The sequence below is a fragment of the Micromonospora sp. NPDC047670 genome (assembly GCF_043204915.1).
GTDB lineage: Bacteria > Actinomycetota > Actinomycetes > Mycobacteriales > Micromonosporaceae > Micromonospora.
The window spans coordinates 31,588-46,191 of record NZ_JBIDDA010000020.1; the positions used below are offsets into that span (position 1 = coordinate 31,588).

Below are 14,604 nucleotides of genomic sequence, written 5' to 3' on the forward strand. Positions count from 1 at the left end.
CGGACGGTGGGCCGGGCAAACGCCGCAGCCGGTGGGCGGGGCGGGGTCGCAGCCGGGCGGCCCGCAGGCCGGCGAGGGGTCAGGGGCGGTCGAAGGGGTCGTCCAGCCGGGTGCCCGTGCCCACCCGGTTCGACAGCAGCAGCCCGAACGCGAGCATGCCGAAGCCGAGGAAGAGGTGCAGCCAGTTGTCGGCGTCGTTGACCGGGATGAAGTTCGCCCCGCTCTCCCGGTCGATCGCGAAGCCGTACAGCCACAGGCCGAGGTAGAGCGCGCCGCCGCCGGCGAGGAAGATCCGGGCCCCGGCGACGCTGCGGGCCAGCACCAGGCCGGCCAGCCCGAAGCCCAGGTGCAGCGCGTTGTGCAGGATCGACACCTGGAACAGGCCGAGCAGCCGCGCCTCGGAGTGGTGACCGGCGAACGTCATGTCGCCGTAGCCGGTGGTGACGCCGGGGACGAACCCGAGCACGCCGACCAGGGCGAAGACCCCGGCCGCGGCCACGGCGGCGAGCTGCACCCGCGGCTTCGGCCCCGCCCGGCCCCCGCGTGCGTTCCGTGCCATCGATGTCACCTCCGTGGACCCGCGGAACGCCCTGCCCGCGGCGCCGGCCGCGGGAGCGGCCGTCGCTGTCCGCGACGGCGTCGACACCCGGCCCGACGATCCTCCATTTTGTAGTGCTCCGGCCACGGGACGCAGGAGAAGTCACGAAGGAGGTATGGAAACGGCGACGGAGGGTAGGTCAAGTGAGGCGACGGCAGCAACGGCCGGCGCATCCCCCCAGCACAACCGCGACGACTTTCCGAGCGGAAGGGAAATCATGACTTACGATCTGTCACCCACGACTTCCACGTACGGGCAGGAGTCGACCAACGGCGGCGGCGTCCGCGACCAGGCCCGTCAGGTCGGCACCGAGGCCAAGCAGGCCGGCGGCGCCGTGGCCGAGACGGCCAAGCAGCAGGGCAGGGAGGTCGTCGGCGAGGCGAAGCTCCAGGCGCGCAACCTCTTCGGCGAGGCCCGGACCCAGGTCGCCAGCCAGGCAGGTGAGCAGCAGCGGCGCGCCGCCGGCGGGCTCCGCTCGCTGGCCGACGAGATGCGCTCGATGGCCGAGCAGGGCGGTCAGGCCGGCCCGGTGAGCGAGATCGCCCGCCAGGCCGCCGACCGGGTGCACGGCGTGGCCGGCTGGCTGGAGCAGCGGGAGCCCGGCGACCTCATCGCCGAGGTCCGCGACTACGCCCGCCGCAACCCCGGCACCTTCCTGGTCGGTGCCGCCGTGCTGGGCGTGCTCGCCGGCCGGCTGACCAAGAACATCTCCGCAGCCGGCGACGGCCAGGGCGGCAACGGCTACTCGGCGTACGGCTCGGGCGCGGGCTACGACCCGGACCGCACCGCGGTCCTCCCGACCACGCCGGCCCCGCGCGCGGTGCCGGACGCCGTGCCGCCGGGCGGCTACCTCGACCCGACGCCGGGCGCGTACGCCGACCCGCAGACCACCACCAGCTACGCCGACCCGGCCGGTGGCGTCGGTCAGCCGCTGCCGCCGGTGACCCAGACCGACCCGCTGCCGGGCGTGCCGTCGACCGGGACCACCCGTCCGTGAGCCCACGAGTCATCCGAAGGGAGGCGGCGGCATGAGCATGCCGACGCAGGGGTCGGGGCTGGACTCCGGTTACCACCCCCACGACGCGGACGAGGTCAGGAGCAGCTCGATCGGTGAGCTGATGCGTCAGGTCACCACCGACCTGTCCACCCTGATGCGGCAGGAGGTCGAGCTCGCCAAGGCCGAGATCCGCCAGGAGGGCAAGAAGGCGGGCAAGGCCGCCGGCTTCTTCGGCGGCGCGGGCTTCGGCGGCTACATGGTGGCCCTGTTCCTGTCGCTGGCCCTCTGGGCCGGGCTGTCCAACGTGATGGACGCCGGCTGGGCGGCCCTGATCGTGGCCGTCATCTGGGGCGCGATCGCCGCGGTCCTCTACTCCATGGCCAAGAAGAACGCCGAGCGGATTCGCGGCCTCAAGCAGACCAACGACAGCGTGCAGCGGATCCCCGACGCGCTCAAGCCCCACCCGCAGGAGGTCACCCGATGAGCACCGACCCGGACCAGATCCGCCGGGAGATCGAAGCCACCCGGAACAACCTGAGCTCCGACGTGGACGCGCTGGCGTACAAGGTCAGCCCCGCCCGCATCGTCGACGACCGCAAGCAGCGGGCCCGCAACGCACTGCAGAATGTGAGGGACAAGGTGATGGGAACCGCTTCCGACCTGGGTCACAGCACCAAGCACGGCGCCCACTCGGTGGGCGACCACGCCTCGTCGGCGGCGTCCGCCGTCAGCGACAAGGCGCACTCGGCCGCCTCGGCGGTCGGTGACAAGGCGCAGTCGGCCGCCTCGACGGTCAGCGACGCCGCGCACCGGGCCCCGCACGTGATCCGGCAGAAGTCCGAGGGCAACCCGCTGGCCGCCGGCCTGATCGCGTTCGGCGTCGGCTGGCTCGCCTCCTCGCTGATCCCGGCGACCCGCCGCGAGCAGCAGGTGGCGACGCAGGTCAAGGAGAAGGCCGGCGAGCACGCCGGGGTGGTGAAGGAGAAGCTGGGCGAGGTCGCCAGCGAGCTGAAGGAGGAACTGCGCGAGCCGGCGCAGCACGCCACCGAGTCGGTGAAGTCCACCGCGCAGGACGCCGTGCACGCCGTCAAGGACGACACCCGTTCCGCCGCCCAGGACGTGAAGGACCAGGCGCAGCAGTCGCGCGAACAGGTGCGGTACTGACCGGTCCGGTCACCGTACGCCGCAGCTCGCGGCCACTCCCGGAACCTCTCCGGGAAGGGCCGCGAGCTGTCGCGTGCGTCCCGGACGCTGTTCCGCCTCCCGCGGTCTCGCACTGTTGGCGCAGCCCTTCGCGGGCGGCTGCCCGTGGTGCCGGTGCGGAACGTGCAGGATCGCGGGCGGCTGCGTCAGCGGGGGTGGTGGCGCAGGGTGCGCTCGAAGTGGGCCGCGCGGCGGACCCGGCCGCCGGCGTAGCGGACCCCGCCGAAGAAAAGCCGCCGACCGACGGCGAGCCAGCTGCACACGCCGCGTTCCAGCACCCACAGCGGGGCGGCCAGGGAGGTGGCCGGCGGGAAGACCACGGTGCCGCCGGCCCGGCGCCGACCCGCCTCGGCCAGCGCCACGGTGGTCGCGGCCGCGCCGAGCAACAGCCCCGCTCGCCGGGCCGCGACCGTCGCGGCCAGCGCCGGCAGGACCGCGAGTGCGGCCACCAGGCGGGCCGGCTGGGCCAGGTCGTCGTACGCCTGGCGGACCCGCTGGCCCAGGAAGTGGCCGGTGTCGGGCGGCAGCCGGCGTACGTGCAGCCAGGCGGGCGCCGCCTCGGTGCCCCCGTACGCGCGCACGGTGCGGATCAGCTCCAGGTTCTCGAAGAGCACGTCCGGGTCGTAGCCGCCCATGGCGAGGAAGGTGCTCCGCCGCACCGCCAGGGTGCCGGGGTAGTCGGTGCCGAGCGCCCGGTTGAGCAGGGTCCGCCCGGTGTCCCACCACGCGTGCCAGGGCAGCGGGTCGAAGTAGTTCTGCGGCCGGACCAGGTCCACCCGGTCGAGCAGCCGGTGTACGGCGCGCAGCCCCGCCTCGTCGTACCGGACGTCGTCGTCGGCGATCACCACGTGTTCGTGCCGGGCCGCGCCGACGCCGGTGAGCACGCCGGTCACCTTCCCGTTGACGCCGCTCAGGGCGGGATCCGGCGGCAGGTGCCGGACCAGCCCGCGCCAGGCCGACCGGTGCCGGGCGAACAGCTCCGGCGGCGAGCCGTCCACCACGGTCACGTCGACCCGGGTGCTCAGCCAGCGCAGGTAGCCGGTCAGCTCGGGCAGCCCGGCGTCGTCGGCCCAGCGCAGCGGTAGGACGTACGCGACGGGCAGCCGGCGGTCGTCGGCGGTCGGGGCCGGGGTGGGGTGGTGGTCGCCGGCGGTGCGTGCCGGGGTGGGCCGGTGGTCGTCGGAGCCGACAGCGGTCGGTGCGGGGGTGGCGCGGTGGGGGCCGTCGGGGCCGGGAGCGCCGCCGGCCGGCCGGGTGGGGGCGCTCACGCCCGCTCCGGGCGGCGGTAGACCGACACATGGTCGCGGCTGCCGTCGGTGAACGGCCGCCCGGTCCAGTCCTCCCACCGGTGCTCGCGGCGCATCCCGGCCAGCTCGGCCATCAGGTCCAGCTCGGCCGGCCAGGCGTAGCGGTGGTTGGCCGGCAGCAACTGCACCCCGGCGTTGCTGAGCCGGACCTTCGTCGTGGTCATCCGCTGCTCGGCGGGGTGCAGCAGGGCCGCCTCCAGCAGCACGGCGTCCTCGGCCACCCGCACCGGGCGCAGCGCGCCGCCGGCGCGGAAGGCCCCGGGATCGGGCACCCAGGCCTCGACCACGAACCGGCCGCCGGGCCGCAGGTGGGCGGCGGCGTTGCGGAAGCAGGCCACCTGGGCGGCCTGGTCCGGCAGCGCGAAGATCGTGTTGAACGCGAGCACCACCAGCGCGAACTCGCCGGGCACGCGGGTCTCGGCGAAGTCGCCGACGGCCACCTCGACCGCGTCGCCGCCCGGCTTCGCGCGCAGCCCGGCGACCATCTCGGGGGAGCCCTCGATGCCGGCGACGGTCAGCCCCCGGGCGACCAGCGGCAGCGCGAGCCGGCCGGTGCCGATGCCGAACTCGCACACCGCCCCGCCGTCCGCCAGCGCGGCCAGCCGCTCGACGGCGGCGTCCGGCGTGAGGTGGGCGTACGCCTCGTCGTAGACCTCCGCGACGTGTCGGCCGTACTCGCTGGCGTCGAAGGACAACGGTGTCTCCCTGGTGACGGTGGTTGCCCGCAGCAGGTGCCCGGATATCGGACGGTCAAACCGGTTCGTCGTTTCGGCCCGGCGGCCCCGGGTAGCGCAACGGATGCGGGCTGTCCAGCTCCGGGCGCCCGGGTGGAGGAGACGTGATGACCAGCAACGGAACGAGGTGGGCGCTGCTCGGCGCCACCACAGTGACCGCGGTCGGCGTCGGCCGGGCGGTGGCCCGTCGGCGGCGCCGGCACCAGCCCGAGCGGCGCGACGGATGGTACGTGGTGCGGCGCGGGGTGACCGTCGACCGGCCGGTCGAGGCGGTGATCGGCTTCTGGACCGACCGGGAACGGATGGACCGGGCGCTGGCCGAGTGGGCGACCCTGGAGCAGCTCGACGACAACCGGTGGCGCTGCGTGGCGCGCGACCCGGACGGCGGCGACGCCGAGTGGCGCGCCGAGATCACCGTCGACGGCCCCGGCCGGCTGCGCTGGCGGGTGACCGACGGGCCGGAGCAGGAGGGCACCGTGGAGCTGACGCCCGCGCCCCGGGACCGGGGCACGGAGATCCGTGCCGAGCTGCGGTGGCGCTCCGGGCCGGTGCGCCGGGCGCTCGGTCTGGTCGGCGGCGACGAACCGGACCAGGCGCTGCGGGACGTGCTGCGCCGGGTGAAGTCGCTCGTCGAGTGCGGGCAGGTGATCGACACCCGGCGGGACCCGTCCGGGCGCGGCCCGGCTCAGGAGAAGGCGACCGACAAGGTCCGGGAGGGGCTGACGACGGGAGGACGGGCGTGAGGGCGCTCTGCTGGGAAGGCGTCGGCAAGCTGGCCGTACGCGACGTGCCCGAGCCGCGGATCCGGGCGGAGGGCGACATCATCGTCAAGGTCCGGGCCAGCAGCGTCTGCGGCTCCGACCTGCACCTGATCAACGGGTTCCTGCCGGCGATGCGGGAGGGCGACGTCCTCGGCCACGAGTTCATGGGCGAGGTGGTGGAGACCGGTCCCGGCGTACGGCGGCTGCGCGTCGGCGACCGCGTGGTGGTCGGCTCGGTGGTGGCGTGCGGGGGCTGCTGGTACTGCCGCACCGAGCAGTACTCGCTCTGCGACAACTCCAACCCCCAGCCGGTCTTCACGGAGAAGCTCTGGGGGCACTCGCCGGCCGGGATCCTCGGCTACTCGCACGCCGCCGGGGGCTACTCCGGCAGCCACGCGGAGTACGTCCGGGTGCCCTTCGGCGACATCGGCGCGTTCCCGGTCCCCGAGGGGGTGCCCGACGACTCGGTGGTGTTCGCCTCCGACGCGATGCCGACCGGCTGGATGGCCGCCGACTTCTGCGGGCTGACCGGCGGCGAGGTGGTCGCGGTCTGGGGCGCCGGCGGGGTCGGCCAGATGGCCGCCCGGGCCGCGCAGCTCCTCGGCGCCGGGCGGGTGATCGTCATCGACCGGCTGCCGGAGCGGCTCGCCACCGCCGCCGACCGGCTCGGCGTGGAGACGGTCAACTACGCGGACACCGACGTGCTGGAGGCGCTGCGCGAGATGACCGCCGGCCGGGGGCCGGACGCGTGCATCGAGGCGGTCGGCATGGAGTCCCACGACGTCGGCCCGGTGTACGCGTACGACAAGGCGAAGCAGACCGCCCGGTTGCAGACCGACCGGCCCACCTCCGTGCGGCAGGCGATCATGGCCTGCCGCAAGGGCGGCACGGTGAGCATCGTCGGCGTCTACGCGGGGCTGGTGGACAAGTTCCCGCTCGGCGCGGCGATGAACAAGGCGCTGGTGCTGCGGATGGGGCAGATGCACGCCCAGCGCTACATCCCGATGCTGTTGGACCGGCTCGCGGCCGGCGAGATCGACCCGGGCTACCTGGCCACCCATCCGATGTCGTTGGAGCAGGGCGCGCGCGGCTACGAGGTGTTCGAGAAGAAGCAGGACGGCTGCCTGCGTTCCGTCCTGCACCCGGCCTGACCCGCCCGCGCCGCGGGGGCCGGCCCGGCCCCCGCGGGCGGTGCGGCGTCGCTCAGGCGGTACGGCGGACGTTCGTGATCAGGAAGCCGCTCGGCGGCAGCGCCGGCATCCGGCTCAGGCTCAACGCCAGGTCCTGCGGGGGTACGTCGTAGCGCATGGCGGTGGTGAGGTTGGTCACCGCCCGCTTCATCAGCTCGATGGTGATCCACTCGCCCGCGCAGCGGTGGCCGGTCAGGTGCTGGCCGCCGCCCTGCGGGACGAGGCCGAACGGGTCGCCCCGCCAGCCGGTGAAGCGCTCCGGGCGGAACCGCTCCGGCTCCGGCCAGAGCTCCGGATGGTGGTCGGTGCCGTACAGGTCGAGCAGCACCCGCCGGCCGCGCGGGAAGTGGTAGCCCTGCCAGTCGAAGGAGCGGCGGACCCGGGCGGCGGCCACCGGGAAGAAGGGGTAGAAGCGGCGTACCTCCTGCACGAAGCTCTCGGCGGTCTCCTCGCTCTCGCGGACCCGCTGCCGCCACGACGGGTGGTCGTGCAGGGCGAGCGCGGCGAACACGACGAAGCGGTCGACGGCGACGGTGGGGCGCAGGATGTTGAGCAGTTCGACCGCCGCGATCCGGCGGGGGAGCAGCCGCCCTCGGGCGTCCCGGTGCTCGGCGATGACGCGCAGCGCGCTGCCCTCGGGCGCGGGGAGCGTGCCGACGCGCTCGCGGTCGATGACGCCGCCGATCCAGCGCTCGCCCCGGCGGCGGCCCAGCAGGCCACGCCAGTGCCGGGGGCCGAGCGCCGCCGGGCCCTCGATCATCGCGTGCAGGTCGGCGGTGCGCCGGTCGACCTCGGCCTCCCCCAGCGGCACGCCCGCCCAGGCGCAGACCGCGCGGGTCAGCATCCGGCCGACCTCGTCGTACAGCACCACCGGCCCGCCCGCCTCCCAGGCCGGGACGCGGGCCCGCCACTCGTCGTCGAAGAGGCGGCCGAGGTGACGGATCGCGTCCGGCGTCATGATCGACATGAACATGGCCTTGCGGCCGGCGTGGTCGGCGCCGTCCAGGCCCTGCACGCCGCCCTGCCCGGTGAGGGTGCGCTGCGCCCGCTTCGGCATGGCACCCGCGCGGACGAAGCGCTCGGGATCGTAGAAGAGCTCCGCCGCCGGCCGGCCGCGCAGGCAGATGGTGCGCTCCAGGAGCAGCCGGGCCTGGAAGATGTCGCTGCCGTGGCGGTCGCAGCGCCGGCCGACGAAGCGGTAGCCGTCGCGCAGGAACGCCAGCGAGCTGTCCGGGCTGCGCTCCGTCGGGATGGTCGCCATCGGGCCTCCTGACAGGGGTGGCGGCCGTCGTCGGCCGGCCGGTGCTTGTCGACGCCTCTGCGTCTACCCAGGTCGGCGCGACTGAATCCCGCCGCGGGTCGGCGTGCGCCGGGCGGGGAGGGGCCAGCCGGACGGCACGCCTGCTGGCCCCTCCCAGGGGCGCGGAAAGCTGGTTCGCTCGGGGGAGCGGTCCGATCGGGCGCCCACGGCGTGCCGGCGGGCGGCAGCCGGGCCGCGAACGGGCGCGTCAGGAGCAGGACGTGCCCACCCACCATCGCCACGGGGAGGACGCATGCGCGACAACAGGCCGCCGTACTGGCGGCAACGACGAGCGTTGGAGGGGCTCGGCGCGGGACCGGAGGTCGCCGGCGCGTCGTTGATCGCCCCGCCCCGCCGTCCGGCCCGGCCAGGCCGGTTTTTCACCGTGCACCTGGGCTTCAGCGCCCCCGACACGGAGTCGGCCCGGGAACTCGCCGTCGGGTACGCGGAGGCGTTGAGCCTGCTGCGACCCGAGCTGGCCCTGGCCGCGTCGGCGCTGTCACCGGCCGAGGCATGGCAGCGGGCCGAGCGGCTGTTCTGCGGCGCGGTCGGCCCGGACGGCGAGCGCTGCGTCGACGTGGCGGGCCATCCGGGCTTCCACCACGCCCCCGGCCCCGGCGGGCTGGGCTGGGGCGACGGCGACCAGCCCGAGGGCATCGACTGACAACTATCGCGCGACTCGTCCGAGCGTGAGTGCCCGGCGCCGCTGCCGAGCCGGCCCCGCACCCGTGCGTCGCACCCGTCGCGAGCGCGCCGCGCACCCACTGCACGCGACCTGACCGGTGGTGCGGGCCGGCCACGGTGGGCGCCCGGCCCGCACCATTGCCGCCACGCCAGGCCGGACCACCGCGCCGGAACTGGTCGCCCCCGTCCGACCGCTCGCCGTCAGTCCAGGTCGAACTCGCCGTCCTGGGCGCCGGCGACGAAGGCGTCCCACTCCGCCTGCGTGAAGACCAGCACCGGGCCGTCCGGCTCCGCCGAGTTGCGCATGCCGATCAGGTCGTCGACGAAGGCCACCTCGACGGCGCTCTCGGAGGTGTCGCCCTCGGCCCGCTGCCAGACCGCCCGAGAGAGGTCGAAGTCGCCCTTGGGGTGCGAAGCCATGGTTCAGTCCTCCAGTGCCACGGGGTCATGGGGAGACACGTGCCGATCCCCATCGGGCAGGATAAGCGGATGCCGAGCCTGACCCGTGTAGAGGCGACCGCGCGTGGCGCGGCGATCACCGTCGAGTCCTACCAGGTGGACCTCGACCTGACCGGCGGTGGCGAGCGGTTCCGCTCCCACGTCACGATCCGCTTCCGGGCCACCGCCGGCGCGGAGACCTTCGCCGAGGTCAAGCCGGCGAAACTGCTCGCGGTACGCCTCAACGACCGGGACATCGACCCCGCCACCCTGGCCGACAACCGCCTGCCGCTGACCGGGCTGGCCGAGGCCAACACGCTCACCGTCGCCGCCGAGATGGCGTACTCGAACACCGGCGAGGGGATGCACCGCTTCGTCGACCCCGCCGACGGCGAGACGTACCTCTACGCCATGGCCTTCCTGGACGACGTGCAGCGCATCTTCGCCGCGTTCGACCAGCCCGACCTGAAGGCCCCCGTCACCCTCTCGGTGACCGCACCGGAGCACTGGGTCGTCGCGGCCAACGGTCAGCTCGCCGACCACCCCCGGCCGGGGCGCTGGGAGTTCGCGCCGACGGCGCCGCTGGCGACGTACTTCGTCTCGCTGATCGCCGGGCCCTGGCACGTCCGGCGCGACGAGCACGACGGCATCCCGCTCGGCCTCTACTGCCGGCGCTCGCTCGCGTCCCACCTGGACGCCGACGCCGAGGAGATCTTCACCGTCACGAAGCAGTGCCTCGACCGGTTCCACCAGCTCTTCGCCGAGCGCTACCCCTTCGGCAAGTACGACCAGGCGTTCGTGCCGGAGTTCAACGCCGGCGCGATGGAGAATCCGGGCCTCGTCACCTTCCGCGACGACTTCGTCTTCCGTTCGGCGGTCACCGACACCCAGCGCGAGCTGCGGGCCACCACCATCGCCCACGAGATGGCGCACATGTGGTTCGGCGACCTGGTCACCATGCGCTGGTGGGACGACCTCTGGCTGAACGAGTCCTTCGCGGAGTACCTGGGCACCCGGGTGACCGCCGAGGCGACCCGCTTCGACCGGGCCTGGACGACCTTCGCCCTGCGGCGCAAGGCGTGGGGCTACGCCGCCGACCAGCGTCCCTCCACCCACCCGGTGGCGCCGGCGGAGGTGACCGACGCGGCCCAGGGGTTGCTCAACTTCGACGGCATCTCGTACGCCAAGGGGGCCAGCGTGCTGCGGCAGCTGGTCGCGTGGCTCGGTGACGACGCCTTCCTCGCCGGCCTCAACGCGCACTTCGCGAAGCACCGGTTCGGCAACGCCACCCTGGCCGACCTGCTCGGCAGCCTCGGCGCCGCCAGCGGGCGCGACCTGTCCGGCTGGGCCGAGCGCTGGCTGCGCGCGGCGCAGGTCAACACGCTGCGCGCCGAGGTCGCCGTCGACGCCGACGGTCGCTACACCGAGGTGGCGATCGTGCAGACCGCCCCGGCGACGCACCCGGTCTCGCGACCGCACCGGATCGGCGTCGGCCGGTACACCGCCGACGGCACGGTCACCCGCACGGAGGTCGACCTGGACCCGGACGCGGACGGCGGCCGGACCGTGCTCACCGAGCTGGCCGGGGAGCCGGCGGCCCGGCTGCTGCTGCCCAACGACGGCGACCTGACCTTCGCCAAGATCCGGCTCGATCCCGCGTCGGCGGAGGCCGTGCCCGCGGCGCTGCCCGGCCTGGCCGACCCCCTGGCCCGGGCGCTGCTCTGGGGCGAGGCGCTCGACGCCGCCACCGACGGGGAACGGCCGGTCGCCGGCCTGGTCGCCCTGATCGCCGCCGCGCTCCCCGTCGAGACCGAGGTGATCATCGCCGAGGACGTGCTCACGCTCAGCCGCTCGCTGGTCGACCGCTACCTCGACCCGGCCACCCGCGAGGTCGCCCTGGCCCAGGTCGCCGACGCGTGCCGGAGGCTGCTCGACGGGGCCCCGGCCGGGGAGTCCCTCCAGCTCGCCGCGGCCCGGGGCTGGATCGCCGCCACCACCGACGCCGACCTGCTGACCGGCTGGCTCGCCGGTCGGGACGTCCCGGCGGGGCTGGCGGTCGACGCCGAGCTGCGCTGGTCGGTGCTGCGCCGACTGGTGGTGCTCGGCGCGGCCGGCGCGGCGGAGATCGCCGCCGAGGCGGCGGCCGACCCCAGCGCCACCGGTGCCGAGCGGGCCGCCCGCTGCCGGGCGGCGCTGCCCGACCCGGCGGCCAAACAGGCCGCGTGGGAGATCGTCGTGTCGAACACCGAGCTGTCCAACCGGCTCGTCGAGGCGACCGCCGAGGGCTTCTGGCAGCCCGAGCAGGCCGAGCTGACGGCCGGCTACGTCGAGCGGTACTTCGCCGACATGCCCGCCGCCGCGCGGGCGCGTACGCCCTGGGTGGCGGACCGGGTCGCGAGCCTGGCCTTCCCCCGCTACGCCGTCGCCCAGCCCACCCGGGAGGCGGCCGCGGCGTTGCTGGCCCGCGACGACATCACGCCCGGCCTGCGCCGGGTGGTGACCGACGCCGACGACGACCTGCGTCGGGCGCTGGTCGCCCGGACGGCGGTCGCCGCCGCGGCGGCGTGACGGCGCCCGCTGGACGGGACGGACCGGCGGCCCCGGACGGCCGCCGGTTCCGTCCGGCCTAGGATCGCGGGGTGGAGGAAGACATCCGGCGGATCGGCATCATGGGCGGCACCTTCGATCCGATCCACCACGGGCACCTCGTCGCGGCCAGCGAGGTGGCGGACCGGTTCGGGCTGGACGAGGTGGTCTTCGTCCCCACCGGTCAGCCGTGGCAGAAGGCGGACGAGCCGGTCAGCCCGGCGGAGGACCGCTACCTGATGACGGTGATCGCCACGGCCTCCAACCCGCGCTTCCAGGTCAGTCGGGTCGACATCGACCGGGGTGGGCCCACCTACACGGTCGACACGCTGCGCGACCTGCACGCCGAGTACGGCCCGAAGGTGCAGCTCTTCTTCATCACCGGGGCCGACGCGCTGGAGCGGATCCTCTCCTGGAAGGACCTGGACGAGATCTTCGAGCTGGCCCACTTCATCGGGGTGACCCGGCCCGGCTTCGAGTTGACCGACGCGCACCTGCCCGCCGACACGGTGAGCCTGGTGCAGGTGCCGGCGATGGCCATCTCGTCCACGGACTGCCGGGCCCGGGTCGCCCGTGGGGAGCCGGTCTGGTATCTCGTGCCGGACGGTGTGGTGCAGTACATCGCCAAACGGCGCCTCTACCAGCAGTGATTTGCCCCCTTGTCGGACGGTTCGGGCGGGTAACGCGTCAGAACTGACGAGTCGGGATTCCGCCGTGTGTGAGACGCTTGGAGGATCGCACGGTTGATCGAAGGAGAACGGTGACAGTTTCCGAACGCGCTCACGAGCTGGCGATCGCCGCCGCCCAGGCCGCGGCCGACAAGAAGGCGCAGGACATCGTCATCATCGACGTGGGCGACCAGCTCGCCATCACCGACGCGTTCCTGCTCGCCGCGGCTCCCAACGAGCGGCAGGTGCTCGCCATCGTCGACGCCATCGAGGAGCGCCTGCTCCAGCTGCCCGAGAAGGCCAAGCCGGTCCGGCGCGAGGGCGAGCGGGGCGGCCGGTGGGTGCTGCTCGACTACGTCGACATCGTGGTGCACGTCCAGCACACCGAGGAGCGCGAGTTCTACGCCCTCGACCGGCTGTGGAAGGACTGCCCCACGATCCCGTTCGTCGACCGGGATCTCGTCGACGCCGAGCCCGGCTCCGGCTCCGCCGCCGCGGAATGACCCGCCTGATCATCTGGCGGCACGGCAACACCGACTGGAACGCCGCCGGCCGGGTGCAGGGGCAGACCGACGTGCCCCTGAACGACCTCGGCCGCGAGCAGGCCCGCGCCGCCGCGCCCCTGCTCGCCGCGCTGCGGCCGGACGCCATCGTCGCCAGCGACCTGAGCCGCGCCGCGGACACGGCCGCCGCGCTCGCCGCGCTGACCGGGCTGCCGGTGGGCACCGACCCGCGGCTGCGGGAGCGGCACTTCGGGCTCTGGCAGGGGCTGATCCTCGCCGAGGCCGCCGAGCGTCACCCCGCCGAGTACGCCCGCTGGCGCGCCGGTGACCCGGACCCGGGCGCCGGCATCGAGACCCTCGACGACCTCGGCAAGCGGGTCGGCGCGGCGTTCCAGGACGCCGCCGACCTCGCTCCCGGCGGCACCGTCGTGGTGACCACCCACGGCGGCGGCGCCCGCCAGGGCGTCGGCCAACTGCTCGGCTGGGAGCACGCGGTGCTGCGCACCGTGGGGTCGCTGTCCAACTGCCACTGGACCGAGCTGCGGCACGACGACGCCCGGGGTTGGCACCTGCGCGCCCACAATGTCGGGCTGATCACTGTGCCCGCGACCACCGAGGCCATCTGACCCCGGCGTTCCCCGCCGGGATCGGCTAGCGTGCCGGGCATGCCCGTCGCGGTCGTCACCGACTCCACCGCCTACCTCCCGCCCGAGCTGCTGCATGCCCACCGGCTGACAGTGGTGCCGCTGACCGTCGTGCTCAACGGCGCGGAAGGGCTGGAGGGGGTGGAGACCACCCCCGCCGAGGCCACCCGGGCGCTCGGCGGCCGGCGGGTCTCGGTGAGCACGTCCCGCCCCGCCCCGGAGCAGTTCGCGCAGACGTACCGGGACCTGTTCGACGCCGGCGCGGACGGCATCGTCTCGGTGCACCTGTCGGCCGAGCTCTCCGGCACGGTGGCGGCCGCCCGGCTGGCCGCCGCCGAGTTCGGGGGCCGGGTCGCGGTGGTCGACAGCCGCTCGACCGGCATGGGCCTGGGCTTCCCGGCCGTCGTCGCCGCCACGGCCGCCGCGGAGGGCGGGGACCTGCCGGGCGTACGCGACGCCACGCTGGACGCCATCGGCCGCACGAGCATCTGGTTCTACGTGGACACGCTGGAGTTCCTGCGCCGGGGCGGCCGGATCGGCGCGGCGGAGGCGCTGCTCGGCACCGCCCTCTCGGTCAAGCCGATCATGCACATGCCGGACGGCGCGATCGTCGTCAAAGACAAGGTGCGCACCGCCAGTCGGGGCGTCGCCCGCCTCGTCGACCTGGCCGTCGAGGCGGCCGGCGACAGCGACGTGGACCTGGCCGTGCACCACCTGGCCGCGCCTCAGCGGGCGGAGGCGCTGCTGACGACGCTGACCGCCCGGCTGGGCGGCCGCCTGCGCCACGCGTACGTCTCGGAGGCGGGCGCGGTGGTCGCCGCGCACGCCGGACCGGGCCTGGCCTGCGTGGTCGTGCACCGCCGCCCCACCGCCGACTGACGTCGGTCCCGCGACGCCCACGCCGGCGGCGGCCGTCGCGTACCTGCTGTCGCCGGTGGCAGGCTTCGTCAACGGGGTGATCCTGCTGGTCGATGGTGGACGGTCCGTCCTC

The 14,604-nt window shown here is 74.6% G+C and carries 16 protein-coding genes; 11 read left to right on the forward strand and 5 right to left on the reverse strand.

Annotation, left to right across the window (positions count from 1 at the left end; all coding sequences use genetic code 11):
- Nucleotides 1-79: 79 nt before the first annotated feature.
- The gene (locus ACGF7U_RS29390; RefSeq protein ID WP_393112184.1) at nt 80-559 is read right to left on the reverse strand and encodes a DUF4383 domain-containing protein; all 480 of its coding nucleotides are present in this window, start codon (nt 557-559) and stop codon (nt 80-82) included.
- Nucleotides 560-815: 256 nt separating this feature from the next.
- Between ACGF7U_RS29390 and ACGF7U_RS29395 the strand changes: the two genes are divergently transcribed.
- Genes ACGF7U_RS29395 through ACGF7U_RS29405 form a run of 3 tightly spaced genes read left to right on the forward strand, consistent with a single transcriptional unit; the run spans nt 816 to nt 2,759 of the window.
- Entirely contained in the window at nt 816-1,595 is a 780-nt protein-coding gene (locus ACGF7U_RS29395) for a hypothetical protein (RefSeq protein WP_393112186.1), read from the forward strand.
- 31 nt (nt 1,596-1,626) lie between these two features.
- On the forward strand, nt 1,627-2,079 hold the full coding sequence (locus ACGF7U_RS29400) for a phage holin family protein (protein ID WP_393112188.1): 453 nt from the start codon (nt 1,627-1,629) through the stop codon (nt 2,077-2,079).
- Nucleotides 2,076-2,759, forward strand: coding sequence for a DUF3618 domain-containing protein (locus ACGF7U_RS29405; RefSeq protein WP_393112190.1), 684 nt, complete (start codon nt 2,076-2,078; stop codon nt 2,757-2,759). Before ACGF7U_RS29400 ends, ACGF7U_RS29405 begins: the two co-directional genes overlap by 4 nt.
- A gap of 185 nt (nt 2,760-2,944) precedes the next feature.
- Here the strand turns inward: ACGF7U_RS29405 and ACGF7U_RS29410 are convergent, their stop codons facing one another.
- Nucleotides 2,945-4,066, reverse strand: coding sequence for a glycosyltransferase (locus ACGF7U_RS29410; RefSeq protein WP_393112192.1), 1,122 nt, complete (start codon nt 4,064-4,066; stop codon nt 2,945-2,947).
- Nucleotides 4,063-4,800 (reverse strand): class I SAM-dependent DNA methyltransferase, encoded by a 738-nt coding sequence (locus ACGF7U_RS29415; protein ID WP_393112194.1) that lies wholly within the window; start codon nt 4,798-4,800, stop codon nt 4,063-4,065. The genes ACGF7U_RS29410 and ACGF7U_RS29415 overlap by 4 nt, the downstream gene beginning before the upstream one ends.
- A gap of 146 nt (nt 4,801-4,946) precedes the next feature.
- Here ACGF7U_RS29415 and ACGF7U_RS29420 point away from each other — a divergent pair, with 146 nt between their 5' ends.
- Entirely contained in the window at nt 4,947-5,582 is a 636-nt protein-coding gene (locus ACGF7U_RS29420) for a cyclase (RefSeq protein ID WP_393112196.1), read from the forward strand.
- A complete protein-coding gene (locus ACGF7U_RS29425) occupies nt 5,579-6,751 on the forward strand; it encodes a zinc-dependent alcohol dehydrogenase (RefSeq protein WP_393112198.1) in 1,173 nt (390 codons plus the stop codon). The genes ACGF7U_RS29420 and ACGF7U_RS29425 overlap by 4 nt, the downstream gene beginning before the upstream one ends.
- A gap of 52 nt (nt 6,752-6,803) precedes the next feature.
- On the opposite strand, the gene ACGF7U_RS29430 is transcribed toward ACGF7U_RS29425, so the two are convergent.
- Complete coding sequence (locus ACGF7U_RS29430) at nt 6,804-8,051, reverse strand: cytochrome P450 (RefSeq protein WP_393112200.1); 1,248 nt, start codon at nt 8,049-8,051, stop codon at nt 6,804-6,806.
- A gap of 292 nt (nt 8,052-8,343) precedes the next feature.
- Between ACGF7U_RS29430 and ACGF7U_RS29435 the strand changes: the two genes are divergently transcribed.
- Nucleotides 8,344-8,754, forward strand: coding sequence for a hypothetical protein (locus ACGF7U_RS29435; protein WP_393112202.1), 411 nt, complete (start codon nt 8,344-8,346; stop codon nt 8,752-8,754).
- Between the two features lie 221 nt (nt 8,755-8,975).
- Here the strand turns inward: ACGF7U_RS29435 and ACGF7U_RS29440 are convergent, their stop codons facing one another.
- Nucleotides 8,976-9,194, reverse strand: coding sequence for a DUF397 domain-containing protein (locus tag ACGF7U_RS29440; RefSeq protein ID WP_088992395.1), 219 nt, complete (start codon nt 9,192-9,194; stop codon nt 8,976-8,978).
- Nucleotides 9,195-9,263: 69 nt separating this feature from the next.
- On the opposite strand from ACGF7U_RS29440, the gene pepN reads away from it, so the two are divergent.
- From pepN to ACGF7U_RS29465, 5 genes are all read left to right on the forward strand, one after another.
- Nucleotides 9,264-11,780, forward strand: a complete 2,517-nt coding sequence (gene pepN / locus ACGF7U_RS29445) for an aminopeptidase N (RefSeq protein WP_393112204.1) — start codon at nt 9,264-9,266, stop codon at nt 11,778-11,780.
- Nucleotides 11,781-11,851: 71 nt separating this feature from the next.
- The gene (gene nadD / locus ACGF7U_RS29450) at nt 11,852-12,448 is read left to right on the forward strand and encodes a nicotinate-nucleotide adenylyltransferase (RefSeq protein WP_393112206.1); all 597 of its coding nucleotides are present in this window, start codon (nt 11,852-11,854) and stop codon (nt 12,446-12,448) included.
- A 110-nt stretch (nt 12,449-12,558) separates the two neighbouring features.
- A complete protein-coding gene (gene rsfS, locus ACGF7U_RS29455) occupies nt 12,559-12,969 on the forward strand; it encodes a ribosome silencing factor (RefSeq protein WP_393112208.1) in 411 nt (136 codons plus the stop codon).
- Complete coding sequence (locus ACGF7U_RS29460; RefSeq protein WP_393112210.1) at nt 12,966-13,595, forward strand: histidine phosphatase family protein; 630 nt, start codon at nt 12,966-12,968, stop codon at nt 13,593-13,595. Before rsfS ends, ACGF7U_RS29460 begins: the two co-directional genes overlap by 4 nt.
- Nucleotides 13,596-13,634: 39 nt before the next feature.
- Nucleotides 13,635-14,492, forward strand: coding sequence for a DegV family protein (locus ACGF7U_RS29465; RefSeq protein ID WP_393112212.1), 858 nt, complete (start codon nt 13,635-13,637; stop codon nt 14,490-14,492).
- The last annotated feature ends 112 nt before the right edge of the window (nt 14,493-14,604 follow it).

What these genes read in the sequence shown, in the direction of transcription:
- pepN (WP_393112204.1), top strand. Translation starts at nt 9,264, where the DNA reads ATGCCGAGCCTGACCCGTGTAGAGGCGACCGCGCGTGGCGCGGCGATC.
- ACGF7U_RS29440 (WP_088992395.1), bottom strand. Translation starts at nt 9,194, where the DNA reads ATGGCTTCGCACCCCAAGGGCGACTTCGACCTCTCTCGGGCGGTCTGG.
- ACGF7U_RS29420 (WP_393112196.1), top strand. Translation starts at nt 4,947, where the DNA reads ATGACCAGCAACGGAACGAGGTGGGCGCTGCTCGGCGCCACCACAGTG.
- ACGF7U_RS29395 (WP_393112186.1), top strand. Translation starts at nt 816, where the DNA reads ATGACTTACGATCTGTCACCCACGACTTCCACGTACGGGCAGGAGTCG.
- ACGF7U_RS29435 (WP_393112202.1), top strand. Translation starts at nt 8,344, where the DNA reads ATGCGCGACAACAGGCCGCCGTACTGGCGGCAACGACGAGCGTTGGAG.
- ACGF7U_RS29400 (WP_393112188.1), top strand. Translation starts at nt 1,627, where the DNA reads ATGAGCATGCCGACGCAGGGGTCGGGGCTGGACTCCGGTTACCACCCC.
- ACGF7U_RS29430 (WP_393112200.1), bottom strand. Translation starts at nt 8,051, where the DNA reads ATGGCGACCATCCCGACGGAGCGCAGCCCGGACAGCTCGCTGGCGTTC.
- ACGF7U_RS29460 (WP_393112210.1), top strand. Translation starts at nt 12,966, where the DNA reads ATGACCCGCCTGATCATCTGGCGGCACGGCAACACCGACTGGAACGCC.
- ACGF7U_RS29405 (WP_393112190.1), top strand. Translation starts at nt 2,076, where the DNA reads ATGAGCACCGACCCGGACCAGATCCGCCGGGAGATCGAAGCCACCCGG.
- ACGF7U_RS29390 (WP_393112184.1), bottom strand. Translation starts at nt 559, where the DNA reads ATGGCACGGAACGCACGCGGGGGCCGGGCGGGGCCGAAGCCGCGGGTG.
- ACGF7U_RS29465 (WP_393112212.1), top strand. Translation starts at nt 13,635, where the DNA reads ATGCCCGTCGCGGTCGTCACCGACTCCACCGCCTACCTCCCGCCCGAG.